This window comes from Clostridium simiarum (assembly GCF_018919175.1).
Lineage (GTDB): Bacteria > Bacillota > Clostridia > Clostridiales > Clostridiaceae > Clostridium_L > Clostridium_L simiarum.
In genome coordinates this window covers 1,535,201-1,560,746 of the sequence record NZ_JAHLQL010000001.1, presented here as the reverse complement: position 1 = coordinate 1,560,746, position 25,546 = coordinate 1,535,201, and the positions used below count along the sequence as shown (strand labels likewise).

Here is a 25,546-nt window from a genome sequence, read left to right as displayed (position 1 = left end):
TATTAATTATTAAATAAGAAGATTTTTATTATATTTTATCATTAGGAATTGTGGAAGGATAAATAAAAAATAATTTTTAACTGTTCTCTAGATTATATTTGAAATTAGTTCATTGCATAACAATGGCCTTAATAAGAAGTTATTTTTTATGAAATTTAATATTAAAGAAAATCACATTAAAAGATTGGAAAGGGAGATTAAAATGAGTGAAAGAAAGTTAAATTTTGATACATTACAAGTACATGCAGGACAAGAACCAGATCCTCATACGGGAGCAAGGGCTGTTCCAATATATCAAACAACATCATATGTTTTTAATAGCGTTGACCATGGTGCAAATTTATTTGCTTTAAAGGAGCAAGGAAATATTTACACTAGAATTATGAATCCTACTACAGAGGTTTTTGAAAAGAGAGTAGCAGCTCTTGAAGGGGGAGTTGGAGCTCTCGCAGTAGCATCTGGTTCAGCTGCAATTACTTATTCAATAATTAATATAGCTAGAGCAGGTGATGAGATTATTGCAGCCAGTACCCTTTATGGAGGAACCTATAATCTTTTTTCTACTACACTACCTAGATTTGGGATTAAAACAATTTTTGTAGATCCTGATGAACCAGAAAATTTTAGAAAGGTAATAAGTGAAAAAACCAAAGTTATATATATTGAAAGCATAGGAAATCCAGGAATAAACATAATTGATATTGAGGCTGTGGCTAAAATTGCTCATGAAAATGGGATACCGTTAATTGTGGACAATACTTTTGGAACACCATATCTAATAAAACCTATAGAATTTGGGGCGGATATTGTAGTTCATTCTGCTACAAAATTCATTGGTGGACATGGGAATTCAATAGGTGGAGTAATAATAGATTCAGGTAAATTTGATTGGGAAAAAAGCGGAAGGTTTTCAGACCTTACAGAACCAGATTTAAGCTATCATGGGCTAAGATATGCAATTGACTTAAAAGAGTTAGCCTATATTACAAAAGTAAGAGTTCAGGTTTTGAGAGATACAGGAGCCGCTATTAGTCCTTTTAATTCATTCCTTTTTCTTCAAGGGCTTGAGACTCTTTCGTTAAGAGTAGAAAGACATGTATTAAATACAAAAAAGATTGTAAAGTTTTTAGAAAATCATCCCCTTGTGTCTTGGGTAAATTATCCTAATTTAGAAAATAGTAAGTACCATAAACTTGCAGAAAAATATTTTCCTAAAGGTGCTGGATCAATATTTACCTTTGGGATAAAAGGCGGCGTGGATGAAGGTAAGAAATTTATCGAAAGTCTTAAAATATTTTCCCATCTAGCTAATGTTGCAGATGCTAAATCTTTAGTTATACATCCTGCTAGTACAACTCATGCACAGTTAAATGAAGAAGAACAGAAAGCAGCAGGTGTTACCCCTGATATGATAAGACTTTCTATAGGAATTGAAGATGCTGATGACTTGATTTATGATCTTGATCAAGCTCTTAATCAAGTAATTAAGGAGAACTAAAATGCATATTAACAATTTATTTAAAGAAAAAGGGTTGGTATTTTCCTTTGAAATTTTTCCACCTAAGGTCACATCACCAATAGAAACTATTTATGATACCTTGGAGGAGTTAAGGGACTTAGAGCCAGATTATATTAGTGTAACTTATGGTGCTGGAGGGAGTAGCAAGGGTAATAAAACCTCTGAATTATCCTCTTTAGTTAAAAGCAAATATGGTATAGAGCCTCTAGCTCATTTAACTTGCATAAACTCTAATAAAGATTTTATGGAAATGATTTTACAGGAACTAAAAGAGAAAAAGGTAGAAAACATATTAGCATTGAGGGGAGATGTTTTAGGGAAAACTAAAATTTCAGGAGATTTTAATAATGCTTGCAAGCTTATTGAGTATATAAAGAAAAATAAAGGATTTGGTATATCAGCAGCCTGTTATCCAGAAGGCCATATAGAGAGTAAGAACTTACAACAAGATATTGAAGTTTTAAAGATGAAAGTTGAGGCAGGGGCAGAACACTTAATTTCTCAATTATTTTTCGATAATAATTGTTTTTATAATTTTTTAGATAAAGTGGAACAAAAGGGTATAAAGGTACCAATTCAAGCGGGTATAATGCCTGTTACTAATAAAAGACAAATAGAAAGGATAGTTTCCCTTTGTGGGTCTAATGTTCCATTAAAATTTATAAAGATATTAGAAAAATACGAGTATGACAAAGAAGCTTTAAGGGATGCAGGTATAGCTTATGCAATGGATCAAATAGTAGACTTAATTTCTACAGGGGTTAGAGGGATTCATCTTTACACTATGAATAACCCTTATATAGCAAAAAAGATAAATGAGAATATAGGCTCAGTAATAAATTCTATAAACAAAAAACAAGCTGTTTAATAAATTCTAGTTAATAAAATATGGAGGGGTTGCTTTGGGGAAGGTAGAAGGTTTTCAATTAGATAATACAAAAGTTGTGACAGCATATATAAGAAAGTATTCAGCATTAACTGGAAAAAATAGAGCTAAACAATATAATAAAAACATATTAAAGCATGGTTTAAATCTTAATATCTATGGTTGGAATTCATGGAAAAGTTATTTATAGACAAAAATGAAGTTTTAAGATATTTAGGATATAGGAAACAAGCTCTAGATAAAAATATTGAGAAGTTAATTGATGAGTGCATAAATGAAATTAAAATTTTAATAAAAGCAAAACATGTGTATAAGTTCTTTAAAGTAAATAAGAATAACAGAAAAATAACACTAGATAATTGTAGTACGGTTTTAGAAAGCAAGGATATTTACATGCATTTAGATAAGGCTGATACATGTATTTTAATGGCTGTAACTTTAGGTGGAGCTGTAGATACTAGAATAAAATATTATGAAAAATTGGATATGACCAAAGCAGTAATATTAGATGCTTGTGCTAATACTGCCATAGAGGAAGTGTGTGATAAGCTTTGTGTTGAAATAGAGGAAAGTGTAGAAGAGAAGGATAAAATATTAACCTCTAGATATAGTCCGGGGTATGGAGATTTATCTTTAGATATGCAGCCTGATTTTATATCACTAATTGATGCTCATAGAACTATAGGGCTTACAATATCATCCCATAATATTTTAACACCAAGAAAATCTGTTACAGCAATAGTTGGAGTGGTGGATAAAAAGTATAAAACAGAAAATAAAAAGTGCTTAGGATGTAATAATTATTTAAGCTGTAATTTTAGAAGGGATGGTGAGAGATGTGGAACTTAAGAGGTATTTAGAGAAGAATTTTTTAATCTTTGATGGGGCTATGGGAACTATACTTCAAAGTCTTGGGTTAAAGGCTGGTGAGTTACCAGAGATTCTAAATATTAAAGAACCTGAAAAGGTAATTGAAGTTCATAAAAGATATATTAACGCAGGTTCTAAAGTTATTACAACCAATACTTTTGGTGCTAATGAATTAAAACTAAAAGATACTGGATTTAAAGTTGAGGCAGTGATTAGTACTGCCGTAAGTAATGCTAAAGAAGCCATTAAAAATGAAGAGGTATTTATAGCTTTAGATATAGGACCTATTGGACGTTTATTAGAGCCTATGGGGGATTTGAGCTTTGAGAGGGCTTATGAAATATTTAAAAGGCAAATTATCCAAGGAGTTAGAAGTGGGGTTGATTTGATATTAATCGAAACTATGACAGATTTATATGAAGCAAAGGCAGCTGTATTAGCGGCGAAAGAAAATTCTAACTTACCAGTGTTTTGTACCATGAGTTTCCAAGAAGACGGGAGAACATTTTCAGGATGCACAGCACTTGCAATGACAACTGTATTGCAAGGACTTGGGGTAGATGCATTAGGAGTCAATTGTTCCTTAGGACCTAAAGAAATAGAACCTATAATAAGTGAAATATTAAAAGTATCAAAGATTCCAGTTATGGTGCAAGCAAATGCAGGGATTCCGAGGATTTGTAATGGAGAGACAACTTATGATATTTCCCCAAAGGAATTTGCGTTATACAGTCGTAAATATTTAGAAAAGGGAGTTAAAATAATTGGGGGATGCTGTGGTACTAATGATGAGTATATAAAAAGTATAACAAAAGAGCTAAATGATATAAAGATACAAAAGAGGGAAACTAAAGATATGAGCGCAGTATGTACTCCAACTAAGGTAGTGCTTATTGAAGGAATAAAGGTTATAGGTGAGAGAATTAATCCAACGGGTAAAAGATTATTTAAAGAAGCACTAAGAAACAATGATATAGATTATATTTTGAGGGAAGCAATATTGCAAGTAGAAGCAGGAGCAGATATTTTAGATATAAATGTAGGATTACCAGAAATAGATGAAGAGAAAACTATGATAAAAGTCATTAAAGAAATTCAAGCTATATTGGATGTTCCTCTTCAAATAGATTCTAATGATCCTAAGGTTATAGAAAGTGCATTAAGAATTTATAATGGCAAGGCTATTGTAAATTCAGTTAATGGAGAGGATAAAGTCCTAGACACCATTTTACCTATAGTAAAAAAATATGGTGCAGCAGTGATTGGATTAACATTAGATAATAAAGGTATACCTAGCGGTGCAAAAGAAAGATTTAAAATAGCCGAGAAGATAGTGAAAAGGGCTGAGGATTATGGAATAGGGAAAGAAGATATTTATATTGATTGCTTAACATTAACAGCGGCAGCTCAACAAAAAGAGGTAGAAGAAACTTTAAGTGCCATTACATTAGTAAAGGAAAAGTTAAATGTAAGGACTGTACTAGGAGTTTCAAATGTGTCTTTTGGATTGCCTAATAGAAGGCTTTTAAATAGAACCTTTTTATCAGCAAGTCTTATGGCAGGTCTTTCATTGCCTATAATAGATCCTATGGATAAGGATATGATGGATACTGTAAAAGCCTCTAAGGTTTTTAGAAACGATGATGTTGGTTCTGTAGAATATATTGAATGTTATAAAGATATTATTAATGATAAAAAACAATTAGAAAAAGAGGCGGTTGATGATGATTTATCTAGCATAATATTAAAAGGCCTTAAAGGAGAAGCAAAATATGCTACCTGTTCCCTTCTTAATGATAAAAAACCTCTTGAAATAGTTAATCAATATATAGTACCAGCATTAGATTTAATGGGGAAAAGGTACGAAAAGGGAGAAATATTTCTTCCACAACTAATACAGTCAGCGGAGACAGTAAAAAAGTCTTTTGATGTTATAAAGGAAGAGATAAAAGAAAAGTCGGATTTACCAATATGCAATGGAAAAATAATTTTAGCTACGGTAAAGGGGGATATCCACGATATTGGTAAAAATATTGTTAAAGTACTTCTTGAAAGTTATGGATTTGAAGTCCTTGACCTTGGAAAGGACGTAAGTAAGGAGATTATAATAGAGGAAGCTATTAAAAACAACATTAAATTAATAGGACTTAGTGCATTAATGACCACTACAGTAAAAAGTATGGAGGATACTATAAAAGATTTAAAAAGCCTTAACCCTCAATGTAAAGTCATGGTAGGAGGAGCTGTGTTAAATAAAGAATATGCAGATATGATTGGTGCTGACTATTATGCTAAAGATGCAAATGAATCAGTAGAAATTGCAAAAGAGTTTTTTAAGGAGCGTAATTAGGGTTTTATAAAATCATATTATAGGAGGTTTTTTATGTCAGAAAGGCTATCAGTTGATTTTAAACTTTATGATACAAAGTTTAAAGCTAAGCTAATAAAGGATATGGGAGATACTATGGCATATTTAAATACTTTTTTAAAGAACTTAGGATTAGAGATACTTAATCTAAAGGGTAAGGTCTATAGTGAAAAGGAAGTAGAATTGTATAAAGGGATTGAAATTAAGGAAGAGGTATTTCCTGAAATGATAAAAACTTCTACAGTTTTTGAAGATATAAAGGATAGAATTGAGGACTGTGAGAAGGTTCTTAACTATATAAAGTGATATGTCAATATATTTAAAAAAGCCTGTCAGAGGATTAAACCTTTTAGAAGAAGGAAGTATAGAGTACTCTATAAGTTCACAAAGACCTAAGGATTCAAAAAGTATAGGAATTTTAAATTTAATGCCAAATAAATATGAAACGGAAGCACAATTTATAAAATTATTTGATTCTATGAAACAATCTGTATATTTAAGATTTATAAGAATTTTAAATCATGAATTTAAAAATAGTTATAGATCCTATTTAGAAAATACTTATGAAACTTTTGAGAATATTAAGAAAGAAAAATTAGACGGTATAATTATAACTGGGGCACCTTTAGAAAAGATAGCTTTTGAAGAGGTGAATTACTGGAGTGAACTTCAAGATATATTTGATTTTATTGAAGGAAATGTAAAGACCTCTTTTTTTATATGTTGGGCTGCTCAAGCTGCATTATACCATTATTATGGTATTAGAAAGTATACAAGTGATAAAAAGATTTCTGGAGTGTACAAACATTATAAAGTTGAAGAAGAAAAGATTTTGGATAATTTAAGTTTTCCTTTAAATTGTCCTCATTCTAGGTATAGCGGAATTTCAAGGTCAGACTTAGAAAATAATCATGGTGTTAAAACACTTTTAAATTCTCAAGAAGTAGGAGAACTTTTATTGTTTCATGAAAATAAGTTTTTTATTTTAGGTCATATTGAATATGACAGAGAGGTTTTAAAAAGTGAGTATTTTAGAGACTTATCAAGGGGAATAGATGCACAAACTCCTAAAAATTATTTTCCTATGGACAACATTAAAGAAGAGCCCATATATAGTTGGAGGAATGAGGGAAAAGTTTTATTTAGTAATTGGATTAAATATTATCTTTGAGTGAATGGAGGTAGGAATTTTATGAATTATGCATTACTAGGGTACGGGGTAGTTGGGACAGGAATAGTAGAATTAATTGAAAAGGCAAAAGAAGATATAGATTTATATAAGAATGTCAATTTAAAAGGTATTTTGGTAAGGGATAAAAGTAAACATGTAAATAAAAGATATTTAGAATTAGTTACAAAGGATATAAACCGTATTTTTTCAGAGGATATTGATGTTATTATTGAGGTAATGGGAGGGATTAACCCAGCTTATGAGTATGTAAAGATGGCATTAATAAGAGGGGTACATGTAATTACTGCAAATAAGGATTTAATTGCAGAACATGGAAGTGAGCTTTCTAAAATAGCTAAAGAAAATAATGTAACAATAAAATTAGAGGCAGCAGTAGCTGGAGGAATTCCAATAATAAAACCCTTAGTAGAATCCTTAAGTGGTAATAAGATACTGTCTATTAAGGGAATACTCAATGGTACAACAAATTTTATATTAACTAAAATGTATCATGAAGGAGTAAATTATGAGGAGGCCTTAAAAGAAGCTCAAAGGTTGGGATTTGCAGAAGCAAATCCAGAATCAGATGTTATGGGTTACGATACAGCAAGGAAACTATCTATATTATCTTCTATAGCATTTAATGGAAGAGTATATTGGAAAGATATATTAATTGAAGGGATATCTGATTTAGATAAGGAAGACTTTTTGTATGCTAAAAAACAGAACTGTTGCATAAAGTTAGTAGGTTATAGCACTAAGAAAAATGATAGAATATATGGTGTAGTTAAACCTATGTTAGTAGATTCAAAATTTGAGTTTTTCGATATAAGTAATGAAGTTAATTCTGTTATTTTAGAAGGAGATGCGGTAGGGGAACTTACCTTTACGGGAAAAGGGGCGGGAATGTTTCCAACAGCTTCAGCGGTTTGCAGTGACCTATCAGATATAATTAATAGAAATTTCATCCAAAGTATAAACTATTCATATAATAATTATTCAGTTGAAAAATATCTTCCTAATAAATGTGAAGCTTTATTAAGAATAAGGACTAAAGATATTAATACTACTAAAAAGCTATTAAAATCAAATTTTAATGAAATAGTAGATATATGTTCATCAAAGAATGATGAAATAGTAGTTGTGGTTAAAGTAAATTCAGAGATAGAGATGGAGAAAAGTTTAGATAAGATTAAGAGTTGTCCATATGTATCTAAAGTAAAAAGATTAGTAAAGTTTAATACTTTAGTTAGCTAGTTAGTAATATAAAATTTTATTCTATTGTAGGCACAATACTTATTATTTCAGTATCTGTTGTTTGTGTAGATAAAAGCTAGTGTTATAGTTAAAGTACTGCTATTATAAGCAAGTCCCATGTTAATTTTAAAATTTACTCATAAAGAATTCTTGCTAATGTTTGTATAATATAGTATAATGAGTAAGCAAAATCGAATATGTAAGAAATAGGTTTAGTAGATATTAAATATCTGCTGATTAAAAGGGAAGTGGGTTTGAATCCCACGCGGTCCCGCCGCTGTAATAGAAGAGTTCCTACAATTATGCCACTGGGAAACTGGGAAGGCTGTAGGAATGTTGATGCTTAAGCCAGAATACCTGCCTGTTTTAAATTTGACAACAACTCTACGAGTGATGGGGGGATGCAACATTTTTAGGAATACTTTTTTGGATAAATGGCCTTTTAACCCTATGTTAAAGGGCTATTATTTTGTAAAAAAATAATCTACTTGAGAGGTAAAAATGAAAATAGCTATTGGAGTATGTGAAAAAATTAATGGAATATGTACAACCATGGGATGCTTTAAAGCATTAAATAATAGAGACAAAAATTTCAGCATGTATAAGAATGAGGATTTGGAGCTTGTATCATTTTTTACTTGTGAAGCCTGTTCTAATGATTCAGACGAAAATTTAATGAATATTGCTAAAAAATTAGAACAAGCAGGGGTTCAAAAGCTTCACTTGGGTGTTTGCATTGTTAAATGCGAAGCAGAAAGAACTAGGGAAATAAAGTCAATATTTGAAAAACATCATATAGAAGTAGTAGAAGGTACTCATTAACAATGAAATAATAAACAAAGGAGAAAAATTTAAATGAAAAAGATAATAAGTATGGTCCTAGCAGGACTTATGGCATTTGGAATAACTGGATGTAGTAACAAAAATGTAAAAGACACATCTAAATCAGAAACAAAGGTAGAGGATAGTAATAAAAAGTCCTCCCATTATCCTGTAACAATTACAACTTATGATTATGCAAAAAAACCTGTTGAAGTTACATTTGAAAAATCACCAGAAAAGGTTATTGCAGTATATCAAAACTCAATAGAAACATTACTAGCATTAGGATTAGAAGATAAAATTATTGCTACCGCTGGATTAGATCATGAGGTTAAAGACGAATATAAAGATGCTTTTAGTAAATTAAAGTATTATGAAAAATTACCTACAAAAGAAGAAGTTATTGGATTACAACCTGATTTTATATTAAGCTGGTATTCTCTATTTGATGAAAAAAGATTTGGAGATGTGGGATTTTGGCATGAAAGAAGTATAAATACATATATGTCACAAAATAGTGGTGTTATTAGTCCTAATACCTTACAAAATGAATATGATGATATTTTAAATATGGGTAAGGTTTTCGATGTGGAAGATAAAGCTAATAAAATAGTTAGCACAATGAAAGATGAAATAGAAAAAGCTAAAGATTTTGTTAAAGGAAAAGAAGCTGTTAGAGCGGTAATTTTAGAAGTACAAAAAGATGGCGTATACAGAATTTATGGTGAAGACAGTATAGGTGGCGATATTGCAAAAAAGGTTGGAGCAGATTTAGTTGCAAAGTCTAATGGTAAAATAGGAAACGAAGATTTAGTAAAGCTTAACCCAGATGTTATTTTTACAGTGTATTATGGAAAAGAGATTGAAAGGGATTCTGCATTAAAATCTATTATGGAAAACCCTGCCCTTTCAAGCGTTTCAGCTATAAATTCAAAACGTGTTAACCCTATAATGCTAAGTGAAGTTTATTCTAGTGGTATCAGGACTTTAGACGGTATAAAAACAATTTCCAAAGGACTATATCCTGAGCTATATGGGAACAAATAAAAATGAAAAAAATTAATAAACATAATGGACAAAATGGGTTATTAAATGGGACACCTACTTATATAGGTGTTTCCCTTATATTATTGATTATTTTAGGTTTTTCTATTTTAATAACTGTAACTATGGGTTCTATAGATATTTCAATAAAAGACGTGTATGAAATTATAATGTATAAGATATTAGGTATTGGTGATGCAAAACTTTTATCAAAGGGACCTGTACATGATATTGTATGGTTTGTAAGGCTTCCAAGAATTATTTTGGCAGTTGCTGTAGGCATAGGGCTTTCAGTATCTGGAGTTATAATGCAGGCCATTGTAAAAAATCCTTTAGCAGATCCTTATGTATTAGGAGTTTCTTCAGGAGCATCCTTAGGAGCCACGCTAGCTATAATGCTTGGGGTAGGTACTTTTTTTGGAAGTAATTATGTGGGGATATGTGCATTTTTAGGAGCATTTGCAATGTCAATACTTGTATTAACTCTTGCGAATGTAAAAGGAAGGGCTAATTCTACAAAGCTTTTGTTGTCTGGTATGGCATTAAGTACTGTATGTTCAGCATTTTCAAGTTTTGTTGTATACTTTTCCAATGACAAAAATGCTGCACAAGCTATAGTATATTGGCTTATGGGAAGCCTTGCAGGTGCAAAATGGGAAAATATAAGAATAATTTTTCCAATTGTAATATTAGCTACATTATTCTTTATTACTCAATATAGAACCCTTAATTTGATGTTACTTGGCGATGAAGTTTCTATAACCTTAGGTACAGACATGAATAAGTATAGACAACTATATCTTATAATTACATCTATTGTAATTGGCTTTATAGTATACTCATCAGGAATAATTGGATTTGTGGGACTTATTATTCCGCATCTTGCGAGAATAATATTTGGAACAGATCATAAAAGAATTATTGTAGTATCAGCATTAATAGGAGCTATATTTATGGTTTGGGCGGATGTTTTATCTAGAATTATAATGAAGGGAAATGAACTACCCATAGGGATATTAATTTCTATAATAGGTGCTCCAATTTTTATATATCTTATGATAAGTAAATCCTATGGATTTGGAGGTAATGCTTGATGGAAATAAAAACTTTAGATGTGGAAGCCTATTTAGGGGGAAGTCATATTTTAAAGGGATTGAGTATTAATGCAAATAAAGAAGAGTTTGTAGGCATTATAGGACCGAATGGTAGTGGCAAAAGTACACTTTTAAAATGTATATATAGAACCTTAAAACCTTCTACAGGAACTATATTTTTAGATGGTAAAAATATAAAAGACCTTTCTGTGAAAGAAAGTTCAAAACAGATGGCTGTAGTGTCTCAACATAATAATTATAATTTTGACTTTATGGTTTCAGATATGGTTTTAATGGGACGATCACCACATAAAAAATTTATAGAAAAAGATAATGCTGAGGATTATAAGATCATGAAAGAATCCTTAGAAAAAGTTGGGATGAAGGATTATGCTAACCGAAGTTTTTCTACTCTTTCAGGTGGAGAAAAGCAAAGGATAATTCTTGCAAGAGCATTAGCACAAAAAACTCAGTGTCTAATTTTAGATGAACCTACAAATCATTTAGATATAAAATATCAGCTTCAATTTATGTCTACTGTAAAAAAACTTGGAATTACAATTATATCTGCTATTCATGACTTAAATATTGCCGCATTATACTGCGATAAAATTTATGCTTTGAAATCAGGTAAGATTGTTAGTTATGGCACACCAAAGGAAGTGTTAACTAAAGAATTGATAAACTCTTTGTATGATATCGATGCTAAGGTTACGGAGGATGAAGAAACTGGTATTCTAAATGTTATGTATAAACCTAATATTTAAACACTGTTGTTCTAGAGTAAATTTTGTCTAACTACTAAAATATAAAGTAATTTACATAAAAACAAACACACAATTAATTTAACAATATATAATTATAAAACGCTTAAATTTTTATAAAACTTTATAAAAATTTAAGTGTTTTTTTATATGCAATTATAAAGTAACCACTTAAATAAAAAAGTTTAACTACTAATTAAAATTGCTGATTTTCTATAGTGTTTTAAATTTGCACTAATAATGGTGCAATTATACATTTTGAGATTCACTAATTTAACATTTATAATGAAATCGTAGACAAAATGAAAATGCAAATAAGGGGTGATGAAATGACAACATTGATGGATTGTATTGAGGATATCCCATGTAAGTTAGAAGAAATTGCAAATAATCGTCATATCAGATTTTCTAAATTGCTAAAATATTTAGAAGGAAAAGATGAAATAGATGAAATAGTATTGGTGGCCAGTGGAACATCTTATAATAGTGCATTTACCATTAAAAGTTTTTGTGAAAATCTATGTGGGTTAAGAACAACTTTAGTATATCCAAATATCTTTGTAAATTATACTAAGAATTTAAATAAGAAAGCTTTATATGTGATGATTTCTCAAGGGGGAGCCACACGATTAGTATATGAAGCATTAGAAAAGGTAAAAAACAAAGGTTGTCTAAATTGTTCTATTACAGCTAATTTAGATTGTATTATTGCAACTCATGCTGATGTGGCTATTGAAATGGGTTGTGGTGAGGAAGAGTACAATTACCGTACATTAGGGTATTCTACTACAGTTGCTACGTTATATATGATGTGCATTAAAATTGCTGAGTTTTATAATAAATTATCTGAAGAGAAGGTAGAAGAATTAATTTTAGATTTTAGCAAATTGTATTCTAGCTTAAAACAAATTAAAGAAAATACTCTTACTTGGTATTATAAAAACAAATTCTCATTAATGAGAAGAAATAAAATGATGATTGCTGCAACTAATGATCTATGGCCTGTTGCTCAAGAGTCAGATATAAAAGTTATGGAGATGGTTCCCATGATTACTCGAAGCTTTGAGCTAGAGGAATTTATACATGGACCACAAAATTCCTTTGATGATGCTACAGTGTTTTTTATTCTAAGTAGAGAAGGGGAAGATAGCAATAAGGCTAAATCCATTGCACGATTTATAAAAAGTGAAATCGGATTTTGTGCTCTTATTGGCAATAATGGTATAGAAGAAAGGGATTTAGAGATAAATCCAGTTAGTAAGTATTTTAGTACTTTAGAGTTTATTACTCCAATGCAAATTATAGCTTTTAAACTTGCAGACGATCATGGACGGGATTTAAAGCGAGGGGTAAACGCTAGTATAACAAATTATATAACTAAAACAATATAGAAAGAGGTTAATATGAGAAAAATATTAATAGCATCCCATGGTAAATACGCGGATGGTGTAAAAAGTGCAACAAATATAATTATAGGAAATAAAGAAAATGTTCATTATCTAAATGCTTATGTAAGTGAAGAATCAGTAGAAGAGCAAATGAATAATTTTTTCAAAGAAGTTAATGAGGATGATGAGGTAATAATTTTAACTGATATTTATGGTGGAAGTGTAAACCAAAAGATATTTCCTTATTTAAAAAGAGAAAACGTATATATTATTTCTGGATTTAATCTTGCCGTAGTACTTGAAATATTATTATTAAGCTCTGAGGAGAAAGTATCTTTAGATCAACTAAGAAACATTGTGGAGGAAGGTAAAAAACAAATATTATTTATAAATGACTATTTTGAAGAAAATTCAAAGAAAGATGACTTTGATATATAGAAAGGAAGGGTAATTATGATAGTAAAAATTAGAATTGATGATCGATTATTACATGGACAAGTAGCTTATAGTTGGAAATCAGCATTAAGCTACGATGCTATAGTTATTGCTAGTGATGATGCAGCTAATGATGAGATAAGAAAGGTAGCATTAAAGCTATGCTGCCCCGACGGAGTAAAGCTTGCAATAAGAAGCATTAAAGATGCCGCTACATTACTAAAAAATCCTAAGTTAGCTTCTATGAAAGTGTTTGTTGTATGCCCTAATCCTAAAAGTGTATATGATTTACTACAGTTAATAGAAGAAAGAGCTACTGTAAATTTAGGAGGTATGCAAATGGAGCCTAATAAGATTTTATTTTCTCCAGCTGTGTATGTAAATAAGGAAGATATAGAGTATTTAGATAAAATAGTAGAATCCGGAATAGTATTAGAAGTACAAGAAGTTCCTTCAAAGTCAGTAAAAGAATATAAAAGTTTAAGAAATAAAGTAGATTTTAGTAAATAAAAAAGTAAAGGGGGATTAATTATGCAAGCAGCATTTATGGTAGGATTAGTACTTGCCATACTTTGGCTAATTGAAAAATTAGGTGGAACACCAATGGTTATTCGTCCAATTGTGGTATCGCCACTAGTTGGATTGGTTCTAGGAGATCTTCAAAGTGGATTGTTAATTGGTGCAACACTAGAGTTAATTTTTATGGGAGCAATTCAAATAGGGGCAGCAGTTCCACCGGACGTACTAGTAGGAGCTGGACTTGGTACAGCTTTTGCAATTCTTAGTGGGAAAGGTGCAGAAGTAGCACTTGCTTTAGCATTACCAATAGCAATTTTAGCGCAATCATTAAAGGTAATTGTATTTATTGTAAGAAGTTGGTTTATGGATTTTGCAATGAAATTAGCTTCTGAGGCAAATATAAAAGGATTAATTGCATTAAACTTTGCGGGATTGTTGTTACAGTGTTTAATGTATTTCACAGTAGCTTTTGTGGCAATTACTTTTGGATCTAGTGCAGTAGAAAGCTTTGTAGCAAACATTCCTAAAACAATTATGAATGGATTAACTGTTGCAGGAGGATTATTACCAGCTGTAGGTTTTGCTTTATTATTGCAACCTATGATGACTTCAAAAAACACTATTTACTTTATACTAGGATTTATTTTAATATCATATGCAAATTTACCAATCTTAGCAGTTACAATGTTTGGAGTTATATTAGCTTATATAATTACTTATGAAATTGGAAATAATGTAGTACAAAATAATAGTGAAGAGGAGATGTTATTTGATGACTAAAGATATTAAATTAAATAAGGATGAAAAGAAACTAATAAAAGAAATCTTCTGGTCTTCCTTCGCTTTAGAAGAATGTTATAACTATGAAAGACAGCAAGCATTAGGTTTTGCAATTGGTATGTGGCCAGCAATTAAACGTTATTACAAGACAAAAGAAGAACAAGCTGAAGCATTAGTTAGGCATATGTCAATATTTAACACTACTCCTCATGTAGTTTCAGCCATAACAGGAGTTGCTACAGTACTTGAAAAAGAAGCAAGTGAAAATAAAGACTTTGATAAAAATATTATAAACAATGTAAAGGTTGCTTTAATGGGACCACTAGCTGGAATTGGAGATTCATTCTTTTGGGGAACTGTACGTGTTATAGCTACAGGTATAGGTTTATCATTAGCACAACAAGGAAGTATTTTGGGACCAATATTATTCTTATTAATATTTAATGTGCCTCATTTAATAATTCGTTATTATGGAGCAGTATTTGGTTATAAATTTGGACTTGGTTTAATGTCTAATGCAAAAGATACTGGAATACTTTCAAAGGTTTCTAAAGGTGCTACTATTGTAGGTTTAATGGTAATTGGTGGAATGAGTGCTTCCATGGTTAAGTTAAACACAACTTTAAATTTTAATATTGGAGGAACGGCCTTTGCACTTCAAAAATACATAGATCAAATATTCCCATTGTTATTACCATTATTATATACCCTAGGAATGTTTAAATTACTTAAAAAAGGGTATAAATCTACTACAATATTATTAATAACTATAGCAGTTGGGATTGTAGGATCATTGATTGGACTTCTTTAATAAATCTAGTATATAATAATAATAATAACCTTAATTATAATATATAAAATTACAAAAACAACATTTAAAGATGTTGTTTTTGTGCTATAAAAGGAAGGTAATTCATGAAATCACTTCACAAAAGACAAATAATATTAATCAATAAATTATTACTAGAAGATAAGCCAATAACTTCAAAGCAATTGGCTTTCTTTATAGGGGTATCTGTACGTACTATCAAAAGCGATATTGTGGAAATAAACGAAAAGATAGATCATTATAATATTCGTATTATGTCCAAACCAAGAGAAGGATATTGGATAGTTATAGATGAGGATGCTGATATTAGAGCGTTATCAGAAATTACAGATTATAAAATTATAAAAAGATTCGATGATACTCCAAAATATAATTATGAGAGAATCAATTATATTATTAAAAAGCTATTAGTGGTTGATTATCACATTAAGCTTGAAGATTTGATGGATGAGATTTTTGTAAGTAGATCCACCTTAACACAGGATTTAAAAGAAATCAAAAATTTATTATCAAAATTTAGATTAAAGGTCATATCAAGATCAAACTATGGAATTATTATTGAGGGAAGCGAGATTGACAAAAGATTGTGCATTGCAGAATACTTTTTTCATTACAATAACAGAGCAAACTATAGTATAGCTTCTGAAAATATGTTTACCTTTGGAAAAAGCAAGAAAGAATATGATACCATTTTAAAATTTACTAAAGAAGTTTGCGATAAATATAACATTATATTATCAGACTTTTCTATTAATAATTTTACTATACATATATTTATTTCTTTAAGAAGGTGTACGTTTTATAATTACATTAAAGCAGAGGATGACTTAAAGGAAAATATTAAAGATAGTGTGGAATTTAAGGCAGCCACTGAACTTACGAAAAAATTAGAGGACTATTTTGAATTTATGTTGCCACTTGGAGAAACTATATATTATAGCTTACATTTAAAGAGCAAGCGTATTTCAAGTGAAGATCAAATAAATTCTGAAGAAAAGGAAAGACTAAAACAATGCATTTTTACCATTATTGAAGAAGTTAATAGTAATTTTAATATTAACTTAGAAAATGATAGTGAGTTATATGATTATTTATACCTTCATATTGCACAGATGGTTACAAGGCTTAAAAATAATATGAGTATTCGTAACCCACTGGCACATGATAATCTAAGAAGGTATTTATTTGCAACAAAGATTACTTATACTGCATGTATGATTATTGAAAAGTATTATGATATTAAGATAGATATTAACGAATTTGGCTACTTAGTTTTATATTTTAATCTTGCTTTATATAAAATTAATAGCAAAAAGAAAATTAGAATAGGCTTTTTAAGTGGCAGGGGAAGACCAGAAGCTACCATGTATTTAAATGAAATAAATGAAAATTTCAGTCAAGAAAAATATGAAATTATTAGCATACTTGATAAGGATCAAATTACTAATGGTGATTACAAGGATATTGATTTATTGGTGAGCACCTATACTCTTAAAAATCCATCCAATATAACCTCTATTACCATTGAAAATGATTATTATATTGATAAAATTAGAAAAGCAGTAAATAAAATTCAAGTAGACAATCTTAATTTTAAAAAATATTTCAAACCAGAATATAGTTGTTTCAATTTAGAGGGGAGTACTAAGGAAAAGGTTCTAGAAAATTTATATAAAAAGTTTATTGAACTAAAATTTATTGATGAGCTTCCAGTGAAAAACAAGAATTTTGTTTGTAATGAAATAGGTCATGGTATTGTACATTTTCAAGATTTATATAGAATTTGTAGAAATGGATTCTTTTTTATTGCAGTACTTAATAAACCTGTGCTTTGGGATCAAGATGTTATTCGTGTTTTAATTATGCTTAAGACGAAAAGGGATGGAGATAAAGATTTAAGCACGTTGTGTAAGATAATTTCAAAATGGGCAAACAATGCAGATATGGTAGAAGGTCTCATTGAACATATGGATTACTCATTATTTTTAAATGATATTAAAAATATTTAGAAGGGAAATAAAGTTATGATAAAACTATTGCGCATAGATGATAAATTACTCCACGGTCAGGTTGCTTTTTCATGGGTTAGAAACTTGAAGATTCATACAATTATTATAGCGGATGATAAAGTAGCTTATGATGAATTTTCTAAAATGACCCTTGGATTATCTAAGCCTACAGGAGTAAATTTAATTATTGTAGAAGTTGATGAAGCTATTGAATTATTAAAAAGTCATGTAAATAGTGGGATGAATGTGATGGCTATAGTAAGTAGTATTGATAATGCCTATCGTATTATTTATAATATTCCAGAAATAAAAAGTCTTAACCTAGGAGTACTAAGGAAGAATTATAATTCGGTATCTCTTACTCATGATATTGCTATTAATGAAAATGAAGCAAAGTTATGTAAGGAAATTTTAGATAAATCAGTAGAGATTGAAATCAGGCTAACCTATGATGATGAAAAGTTATTTTTATCGGATTTAATAAAAGAGTAGCTTGCATTACTATTGGAATCTTTAATAAAGGGATGTATATAGATTTGTTTTTATAAAACAAAATCTATTTTAGGATCCATAAAACTTATAGTTTCATGGATCTTTTTTATATATCTGAAGGTATGACTTTTTAAAAAAGATTAAATGAATCTTATTGACAAAAATATTTAATTGGCATAAAGTTAAAAGTGAACGGAGGTTTTCTAATGCAATATTTAAAGGAAGAGGTTAGGAAGAGTATAATAAAAGAAGCTTTAAAAGAATTTAAAGAAAAGGGTTATAAAAGAGCTTCTGTTAGAAATATTGCTAAAAACTCTAATACCTCAGTAGGAAATCTATATAAGTACTTTAATAGCAAAGAGACTTTATATGAAAATATTATAGGTTCAGTTTATAATAGCCTTATGAGTTATATTAATCAATTTGATAAGGTTAAAATTAATAATAAAGCCGAACCTATATTTTATGGACTTTTAGACAATATTATGGAGATATTTAAATATAGTAGCATAGAGCTTTCTATTCTTCTAAATAAAAGTCAAGGTTCTAAATATGAAAACTGTAAAAATAATTTTGTGGATTTTGTAACTAGGATAGTTACAGAAACAATGAAATATGAATTATCTTTGCAGGGCAAAATACTTAAGGATAATTTTATTATATATTTAGTTTCACATAGTCTTGTTGAAAGTATTTCTATAATATTAGAGGAAAAGGACGATGGAGAGGAAGTTAAAAAACTTATACTTGATATAATAAGTCTTTTCTATGACAATATAAGAAATAAATTAGAAATTGAAAATGTTTAATAAGTACTGTTACTTTTTAAAGTAGCAGTATTAAAAAAAACAAAAGAGAACGATGGTTCATAGCACTATAAATAGGAGGAAAATATAAAATGGGCGAATTTATTGAATTAAAAAATGTAAAAAAGAGTTATACAATGGGTGAAGTTACTATTAAAGCAGTAGATGATGTTTCATTTTCCATAGATAAAGGTGAGGTTGTGGTTGTACTTGGTGCTAGTGGTGCAGGAAAATCTACAATACTTAACCTTCTTGGAGGCATGGATCAGGTAACTGAGGGAAGTATTTTTGTAGATGGAAATGAGATAAGTAAATATGACAAAAAAAATCTTACAAAATATAGACGTGAGGATATAGGTTTTGTATTTCAATTTTATAACTTAATTCAGAATTTAAATGCACTAGAAAATGTGGAGTTAGCAGTTGAAATATGCAAAAAACCAATGAAGCCAATAGAGGTACTTAAAGATGTTGGACTTGGAGATAGAATATACAACTTTCCATCACAGCTTTCAGGAGGAGAACAACAAAGGGTATCTATCGCAAGAGCCCTTGCTAAAAATCCAAAATTGCTTCTTTGTGATGAGCCTACAGGAGCTTTAGATTACAATACAGGCAAATCAATAATTAGAATATTATATGATACATCAAAAAAATATGATATGACTGTGGTTATTATAACCCATAACTCGGCTATAGCTCCCATCGCTGATAAGGTAATAACTATAAAAAGTGGTAAGGTGCATGATGTAAAGAAAAATCCTAATCCTTTATCAATAGAAAGTATAGAGTGGTAATTATGAAAAAAACATTTTTTAAAAATTTATTTAGAGATATAAAAAACACTCCTTCAAGGTTTTTATCCATAGTTATAATTATAGCAGTTGGAGTATCCTTTTATGCTGGAGTTAGAGCCACAAGCCCAGATATGAAAATGTCAGCAGATCGTTACTTTAGCGAAAATAATCTTATGGATTTTAAGGTGATTTCTACATTAGGACTTACTAAAGATGATATATATGAAGTAGAAAAACAAAGTGGGGTAATAAAAGTTCAAGGTTCCTATTCCTTAGATGCTGTGATTGAAAAGGATAAATCCTCTTTAGTTATGAATATTAACTCACTGCCAGATAAAGGTGGTATAAATGATATAAGTATAGTTAGTGGTAGAAGGCCAGAAAATAATGATGAAGCTATAGTTGAAGATAGATTTCTTAAGGAAAATAATCTAAAGATAGGTGATAGAATCTTTATACAGTCTGGAAATAATAGCGAAATAGAGGATAGCTTAAAAAATAATGAATTTGAAATCGTTGCTACTGCAAACTCACCTTTATACATATCACGTCAAAGGCAGCTTAGTTCTGTTGGAAATGGATCTGTAAAAGGGTTTATGTATATATTACAAGATGTATTTAAAAGTGATGTTTATACAGAATTATATGTAAAAACAGATATCAGTGAGTCAAAAAATAGCCTTATTTATAATGAAGATTATAAAAATAGCAATAAAAGTATAGAGGAGAATCTTAAAAGTCTTGGAGTTAAAAGAAGTGGGCTACGCTATGATGAAATTGTAAAAACTGGTAATGATAAGATAAAAGAAGCAGAGGATAAATTAAATATATCTCAAAAAGAGGCAGAAGATAAATTCAAGGATGGATATAGAACTTTAGAAAATGAGCAAAATAAAATAGCAAAAGGAAAAGAAGAACTTAAAAAAAACCAAGATATCTTCAATAAGGAAATGGAAGATGGGGAAAAAGAAATATCCAATAGCAAAGATAAAATAAATGCTGGAAAAGATGAACTAAACTTAAAAGCTAAAGAAATTGAAAAGGGTAAGATTCAGATAGAGGAAGGTAAATCACAGCTTTATAATATCGAAAAACAGCTAACTTTAGGTAAAAATGAAGCTGCAAATAATATTTCAGAAGGAATATTAAAGATGGTATCAGAGGCGAAAATTAAGCTAGATTCTGATCCTACTAATCCAGTATTTATAGCCCAATATAATTTTATTAATAATATTTATGAAAATAATATTAAAGACAAAGATTTTGATAGTATGTATAATGCTTTAGAAAAGGATAATAATTTAGATAAAATAAAGGATTATTTTGATATAAAAACATTAAAAAATAATTTTGATAAGGTAACTTCTGATATCACACTAGGTAGACAGCAAATAGAGAGCAAGGAAAAGTTACTTCAAAGTGGACAGGGTGAAATAGAAGCTTTTAGAAGTGAACTTGAAGCAAATGAAAAGAAGATAAGTGATGCAGAAGTTCAGTTAAATAAAGGACGACAAGAAGGTTTAAAAAAGTTAAATGAAGCAAAGAAAGAGCTAGAGGATGGGGAAAGAAAAATTAATGAAAGCTTTCAAAAGCTAAAGCTAGAAGAAGAAAAGGTAAATGCGGATATTAAAAAAGCCCAAGAGAAAATTGAAAAAAACAGATATGATCTTAACCATATGAAAGATCCAGAGTGGTTTGTACTTGGAAGGTCAACTAATGTAGGCTATGAAACCTATAAGCAAGATAGCGATAGAATGGATAACATAGGAAAAGCATTTCCATTTATATTTTTCTTAGTAGCAGCTTTAGTTAGTTTAACTACTATGACTAGGATGGTTCAAGAAAAGAGAATAGAAATAGGTACATTTAAGGCTTTAGGATACTCTATAGGATCAATAGTATCTCACTACCTTATATATTCTCTTACTGCAAGCTTTACAGGGATCATAATTGGTATATCTTTTGGATTTAAGCTATTTCCTACTCTTATAATAGATGCTTACGGTTCACTGTATACTGTGCCCTACTTAATAACCCCCTTTAACGTAGTTCTAGCAGTAAAATCAGCTATTATAGTTATATTATTTATATCAATATCTGTAGTAGCGGCAACCTTAGAAGAATTAAAAGAAGTTCCAGCATCTTTAATGAGACCAAAAAGTCCCAAGTCGGGAAAAACAATATTACTTGAAAGGGTAGCATTTATATGGAAGAGGTTAAGCTTTACAAAGAAGGTTACAGCAAGAAATGTATTTAGGTATAAGCAAAGACTATTTATGACAGTAATAGGAATAGCTGCTTGTACTGGTCTTATGATAACAGGATTCGGTATTAAAGAGGGAGTAGTAGGTGCTACAAAAAATCAATTCAATAAAATTTATAGATATGATATTCAAACAACCCTTACTAGTAATATAAATGAGGATGAAAAAAATCATATTAAAGATAGGGTTTTGGAAGATTCTAATATAAAATCAGTACTTTTTACTTACTCGAAGAATGGAGTAGTTAAAGAAAAGAATCCTGAAAGTGAAGATGTTTATATAGTAGTTCCAGAAGATATTAATGACATAAATAGTTATATAAATCTTACAATGAAGGGAAAGGATTTGAATCTTAGTGATGATGGGGTAATCATAACTGAAAAACTTTCAAAAATTATGGGTAAAAAAGTTGGTGATACCTTTAAAATAACCATAGATGATAAAGTAATAGAAGCTAGGATATCTGGGATAACAGAGCATTATGTTATGCATTACATCTATATGAGCCCTAAATACTATAAGAATATAACTGGTGAAAAGGTAGAGTTTAATAGTTTTTATGGATTATTAAAAAGTACTGAAAAGAGTGGAGAGGATGAAACCTCAAAACTTCTTACAACAATTAATGGTATAAACTCCGTAAGTTTTAAGGATAATATTCAACTTAACTATGATAAGAGCATAAAAAGTATAAATTCTGTAATATTAGTTCTTATAATATCTGCAGGGGTACTAGCATTTGTTGTAATATACAATCTCACAAATATAAATATTAATGAGAGAAGAAGAGAACTTGCCACAATAAAATTACTAGGATTTTATGATAAGGAACTTGCATCTTATATATATAGGGAAAATATTATATTGACGGTTATAGGAAGTTTAACTGGAATAGGGCTTGGGATACTTCTAAATAAATTTGTAATAGTAAGTGCAGAGATAAATATATTGATGTTTCTAAGAACAATTAAACCAATTTATTTTATATACTCAGTAGCACTTACAATGATTTTCTCTATAATTGTAAACCTAGCTATGTACAAAAAGTTCCATAGGATAGACATGATAGAATCACTTAAAAGTGCAGAATAGAATAATAATGCTGGAGTATATTTAGAGGAAACCGTGAGTATATTATAATATAGCATTATTAACAGGGAAAAATATGAATTTATTAGCGAAAAAATTATTAAGATATGGACTATTAATGCAATTATATGATGACTTCTTTACTTATGGTTACGAAACTTGCATTGATATAAACTATAAGGTACCAAAGGATTGTAGGATAGAAGTAATAGCTGCACTTTATTATATAAATTTCAGAAGGTGGATTTTTTTTAATATAGAAAAAGACCAAACAGTGTCAGCTTATATTTTAGGTAATGGTATAGATGAAATAGAAAATGCCATACAAGAAAGTGGAGAATTAGTATTATCAAATGTTTACAGAAATGTACTGATACCTGTAAAGGAAAATATAGATGGTGGTGATAAGGATGGAAGTGCGAGTAGAACCTCTGTTTGATAAAAAAGCCAATTTTGTAGGATGGCTCTATAATAGAGAGCATATATTTGATACTGAACTTAAATGGGTAGCTTATATAAATAATGGATATGTTTGGTCTACTAATAAACTTAATTGGATTGGTATGATTAGGGATACAAATTGCTTAGATAGGGATGGAAAAGTAGTTGCTTGGAATCCCAATTCACCAGTAATAGGTGGACTTGCTAAAACGGAAGAACCATTAAAAGCATATAAACCACTGCCACCGCCAAAACCTTTAATTGATGAAGAGCCGTTAAAACCACCAAAAGCACCTAAAGCAATAGGGGGATGGTCACATCTAACTTTTAATCAATGGTTAAACCAATAGCATAAGGGGTAGTGAGCTTGTTACCACTTGAAAATGATTTATTAAGACTTAAGATATTATGGGAACTTTATCAAAACCTATTTACTGTTTGCGATTATAGAGAAATTCAAACTCAAAGGTATAAAATAGTATCAGATAATATATCAAATGTTTTAGCGGCTATTTACTATTTGGATGGTAAAGGATATATAAATGCTAGAAATACTAAAGATAAAAATGTGTTAATACTCTATATTAGATCAAGAGGTATAGATGAAATAGAACATAGGTGGAGAAAGGGTAATATGTTGTTGTTTGGAAGTTGCTATAGTAATATCTTAATAAGAGAAACAAAATATGAAGATTCTGATAAAAGTGGTGATGATTAACCTCCAATGGAGTTTACTTAAGAGAAGTATATAACTCCATTGGAAGCTTTGAAGGACTTTCAATATTGTATGTATGGAGCTTTTGTAAGACACAACAAACTTGTGCTATACTAAAAGCTAAGAGAACATATTATTTATTGAATAAGAGTTATGAAAGTAAAGGGAGAGCAGAAGGAAGGTCAATAACCAGTGAGAAAGTTTGATGAAGATATGAGTATGTTTAGGTACATTATTGGATTAAAAGAAATTATGGAAGATCAGGTAGTATATAATATTTCAGTAGAATTTGGCAAGGGGAATATAACAAGTCATAACGTAATGCCTGGAATTGAAGTTACTTATAATGATTTTGAGATATATAAACCATTAAGTGAAAGCTTTAAATTAAGAGAGGATTCTTTAGAAATAAACTATTGCTTAGAAGGGTATTTAGAAAGTGAATTTGCCAATAAAAAAATAGTTTATATGGGTGATGGAGATATTTCTATTTTTGGATATAAAACAGGAGTTGTCCTAGCTGATTTTACAACTAAGCACTATAAAGGTATAACTGTAATGCTGTATATAGATGAAGCTTCCAAAAGTGTAGGTACCATGCTCGGAGTATCTGAAGCCGAAATTAAAAGCCTTATTAAGGCTTCTTTTAATGAGGATACCTGCATAGTAAACCATGCAAGTCAGAGTTTAGAACATATTTTTAAAGAGTTTTTTGTACTGCCTGAAAAATGTAAAAGTTATTTTCTTAAGATAAAGGTGGTAGAACTTTTACTTTATATAGTAGGAAATTCTGATTATAAAATTAGTGATAAGAAATACTTTCCGAGATCTTTTGTAGATAAAATAAAAGATGCTAGAAGAATACTTGTATCAAATATAGATTCTCATATTACAATAAAAGAACTTTCTAATATGGTAGGAATTAATTCAACTGATTTGCAGAGGGGTTTTAAGGAAATTTATCAGTGTCCTATATATGCATATCTTAAAAGTTATAGAATGAAAAAAGCAAAAGAATTGCTTGTGAAAGAAGAACTAACCATAGCACATATAGCAAATTTAGTAGGATATACTAACAATAGCAAGTTTTCAAAAGCTTTCAAAGAGGAATTTGGAATAACCCCCTCTAAATATAGAATTTCTAATAGATAAAAATCTTTCAAAAATACAGATTCAATGACAGTAGG

Annotated in this window: 26 protein-coding genes and 1 riboswitch; all 26 genes read left to right on the top strand. The window is 29.7% G+C overall.

Annotated elements, in window-relative coordinates; translation table 11 throughout:
- Positions 1-202 precede the first annotated feature (202 nt).
- The 26 genes from KQI89_RS07315 to KQI89_RS18010 all read left to right on the top strand — a co-directional run bounded on the left by KQI89_RS07315 (position 203) and on the right by KQI89_RS18010 (position 25,511).
- Positions 203-1,498 (top strand): homocysteine synthase, encoded by a 1,296-nt coding sequence (locus KQI89_RS07315; RefSeq protein ID WP_216456520.1) that lies wholly within the window; start codon positions 203-205, stop codon positions 1,496-1,498.
- A 1-nt stretch (position 1,499) separates the two neighbouring features.
- Positions 1,500-2,387 (top strand): methylenetetrahydrofolate reductase [NAD(P)H], encoded by an 888-nt coding sequence (gene metF / locus KQI89_RS07310; protein WP_216456519.1) that lies wholly within the window; start codon positions 1,500-1,502, stop codon positions 2,385-2,387.
- A 34-nt stretch (positions 2,388-2,421) separates the two neighbouring features.
- Entirely contained in the window at positions 2,422-2,595 is a 174-nt protein-coding gene (locus KQI89_RS07305) for a hypothetical protein (RefSeq protein WP_216456518.1), read from the top strand.
- On the top strand, positions 2,577-3,254 hold the full coding sequence (locus tag KQI89_RS07300) for a methionine synthase (protein ID WP_216456517.1): 678 nt from the start codon (positions 2,577-2,579) through the stop codon (positions 3,252-3,254). Before KQI89_RS07305 ends, KQI89_RS07300 begins: the two co-directional genes overlap by 19 nt.
- The gene (locus tag KQI89_RS07295; protein ID WP_216456516.1) at positions 3,244-5,625 is read left to right on the top strand and encodes a homocysteine S-methyltransferase family protein; all 2,382 of its coding nucleotides are present in this window, start codon (positions 3,244-3,246) and stop codon (positions 5,623-5,625) included. The genes KQI89_RS07300 and KQI89_RS07295 overlap by 11 nt, the downstream gene beginning before the upstream one ends.
- A gap of 33 nt (positions 5,626-5,658) precedes the next feature.
- Positions 5,659-5,949: a hypothetical protein gene (locus tag KQI89_RS07290; protein WP_216456515.1), complete on the top strand. Its 291-nt coding sequence runs from the start codon at positions 5,659-5,661 to the stop codon at positions 5,947-5,949.
- 1 nt (position 5,950) lies between these two features.
- On the top strand, positions 5,951-6,814 hold the full coding sequence (locus tag KQI89_RS07285; RefSeq protein ID WP_216456514.1) for a homoserine O-succinyltransferase: 864 nt from the start codon (positions 5,951-5,953) through the stop codon (positions 6,812-6,814).
- 21 nt (positions 6,815-6,835) lie between these two features.
- The gene (locus tag KQI89_RS07280; protein WP_216456513.1) at positions 6,836-8,071 is read left to right on the top strand and encodes a homoserine dehydrogenase; all 1,236 of its coding nucleotides are present in this window, start codon (positions 6,836-6,838) and stop codon (positions 8,069-8,071) included.
- A 191-nt stretch (positions 8,072-8,262) separates the two neighbouring features.
- Positions 8,263-8,450: riboswitch (cobalamin riboswitch) on the top strand.
- A 122-nt stretch (positions 8,451-8,572) separates the two neighbouring features.
- On the top strand, positions 8,573-8,893 hold the full coding sequence (locus KQI89_RS07275; protein ID WP_216456512.1) for a CGGC domain-containing protein: 321 nt from the start codon (positions 8,573-8,575) through the stop codon (positions 8,891-8,893).
- Between the two features lie 33 nt (positions 8,894-8,926).
- Positions 8,927-9,940 carry an ABC transporter substrate-binding protein gene (locus tag KQI89_RS07270; protein WP_216456511.1) on the top strand — a complete coding sequence of 338 codons (1,014 nt, stop codon included), beginning with the start codon at positions 8,927-8,929 and terminating at the stop codon, positions 9,938-9,940.
- Positions 9,941-9,942: 2 nt separating this feature from the next.
- Complete coding sequence (locus tag KQI89_RS07265; protein ID WP_216456510.1) at positions 9,943-11,031, top strand: FecCD family ABC transporter permease; 1,089 nt, start codon at positions 9,943-9,945, stop codon at positions 11,029-11,031.
- A complete protein-coding gene (locus KQI89_RS07260) occupies positions 11,031-11,798 on the top strand; it encodes an ABC transporter ATP-binding protein (protein ID WP_216456509.1) in 768 nt (255 codons plus the stop codon). Before KQI89_RS07265 ends, KQI89_RS07260 begins: the two co-directional genes overlap by 1 nt.
- A gap of 326 nt (positions 11,799-12,124) precedes the next feature.
- Positions 12,125-13,186, top strand: a complete 1,062-nt coding sequence (locus KQI89_RS07255; protein ID WP_216456508.1) for an SIS domain-containing protein — start codon at positions 12,125-12,127, stop codon at positions 13,184-13,186.
- Positions 13,187-13,198: 12 nt separating this feature from the next.
- Positions 13,199-13,621, top strand: coding sequence for a PTS sugar transporter subunit IIA (locus KQI89_RS07250; protein ID WP_032122392.1), 423 nt, complete (start codon positions 13,199-13,201; stop codon positions 13,619-13,621).
- A 15-nt stretch (positions 13,622-13,636) separates the two neighbouring features.
- Entirely contained in the window at positions 13,637-14,128 is a 492-nt protein-coding gene (locus KQI89_RS07245; RefSeq protein WP_032122391.1) for a PTS sugar transporter subunit IIB, read from the top strand.
- 21 nt (positions 14,129-14,149) lie between these two features.
- Positions 14,150-14,917 (top strand): PTS mannose/fructose/sorbose/N-acetylgalactosamine transporter subunit IIC, encoded by a 768-nt coding sequence (locus KQI89_RS07240; RefSeq protein ID WP_032122390.1) that lies wholly within the window; start codon positions 14,150-14,152, stop codon positions 14,915-14,917.
- Positions 14,910-15,728, top strand: a complete 819-nt coding sequence (locus KQI89_RS07235) for a PTS system mannose/fructose/sorbose family transporter subunit IID (protein WP_216456507.1) — start codon at positions 14,910-14,912, stop codon at positions 15,726-15,728. The genes KQI89_RS07240 and KQI89_RS07235 overlap by 8 nt, the downstream gene beginning before the upstream one ends.
- A gap of 104 nt (positions 15,729-15,832) precedes the next feature.
- Entirely contained in the window at positions 15,833-17,755 is a 1,923-nt protein-coding gene (locus tag KQI89_RS07230) for a BglG family transcription antiterminator (protein ID WP_216456506.1), read from the top strand.
- A gap of 15 nt (positions 17,756-17,770) precedes the next feature.
- The gene (locus KQI89_RS07225; protein ID WP_216456505.1) at positions 17,771-18,247 is read left to right on the top strand and encodes a PTS sugar transporter subunit IIB; all 477 of its coding nucleotides are present in this window, start codon (positions 17,771-17,773) and stop codon (positions 18,245-18,247) included.
- A gap of 206 nt (positions 18,248-18,453) precedes the next feature.
- Positions 18,454-19,056: a TetR/AcrR family transcriptional regulator gene (locus KQI89_RS07220; RefSeq protein WP_216456504.1), complete on the top strand. Its 603-nt coding sequence runs from the start codon at positions 18,454-18,456 to the stop codon at positions 19,054-19,056.
- Positions 19,057-19,145: 89 nt separating this feature from the next.
- Positions 19,146-19,850 carry an ABC transporter ATP-binding protein gene (locus tag KQI89_RS07215; RefSeq protein ID WP_032122385.1) on the top strand — a complete coding sequence of 235 codons (705 nt, stop codon included), beginning with the start codon at positions 19,146-19,148 and terminating at the stop codon, positions 19,848-19,850.
- A gap of 2 nt (positions 19,851-19,852) precedes the next feature.
- The gene (locus KQI89_RS07210; RefSeq protein WP_216456503.1) at positions 19,853-23,206 is read left to right on the top strand and encodes an ABC transporter permease; all 3,354 of its coding nucleotides are present in this window, start codon (positions 19,853-19,855) and stop codon (positions 23,204-23,206) included.
- Positions 23,207-23,279: 73 nt separating this feature from the next.
- Positions 23,280-23,642, top strand: coding sequence for a hypothetical protein (locus KQI89_RS07205; protein ID WP_216456502.1), 363 nt, complete (start codon positions 23,280-23,282; stop codon positions 23,640-23,642).
- Positions 23,614-23,994: a 4-fold beta flower protein gene (locus tag KQI89_RS07200; protein ID WP_216456501.1), complete on the top strand. Its 381-nt coding sequence runs from the start codon at positions 23,614-23,616 to the stop codon at positions 23,992-23,994. The genes KQI89_RS07205 and KQI89_RS07200 overlap by 29 nt, the downstream gene beginning before the upstream one ends.
- Positions 23,995-24,011: 17 nt before the next feature.
- The gene (locus KQI89_RS07195) at positions 24,012-24,362 is read left to right on the top strand and encodes a hypothetical protein (protein ID WP_216456500.1); all 351 of its coding nucleotides are present in this window, start codon (positions 24,012-24,014) and stop codon (positions 24,360-24,362) included.
- A gap of 189 nt (positions 24,363-24,551) precedes the next feature.
- Complete coding sequence (locus KQI89_RS18010) at positions 24,552-25,511, top strand: helix-turn-helix domain-containing protein (protein WP_216456499.1); 960 nt, start codon at positions 24,552-24,554, stop codon at positions 25,509-25,511.
- The last annotated feature ends 35 nt before the right edge of the window (positions 25,512-25,546 follow it).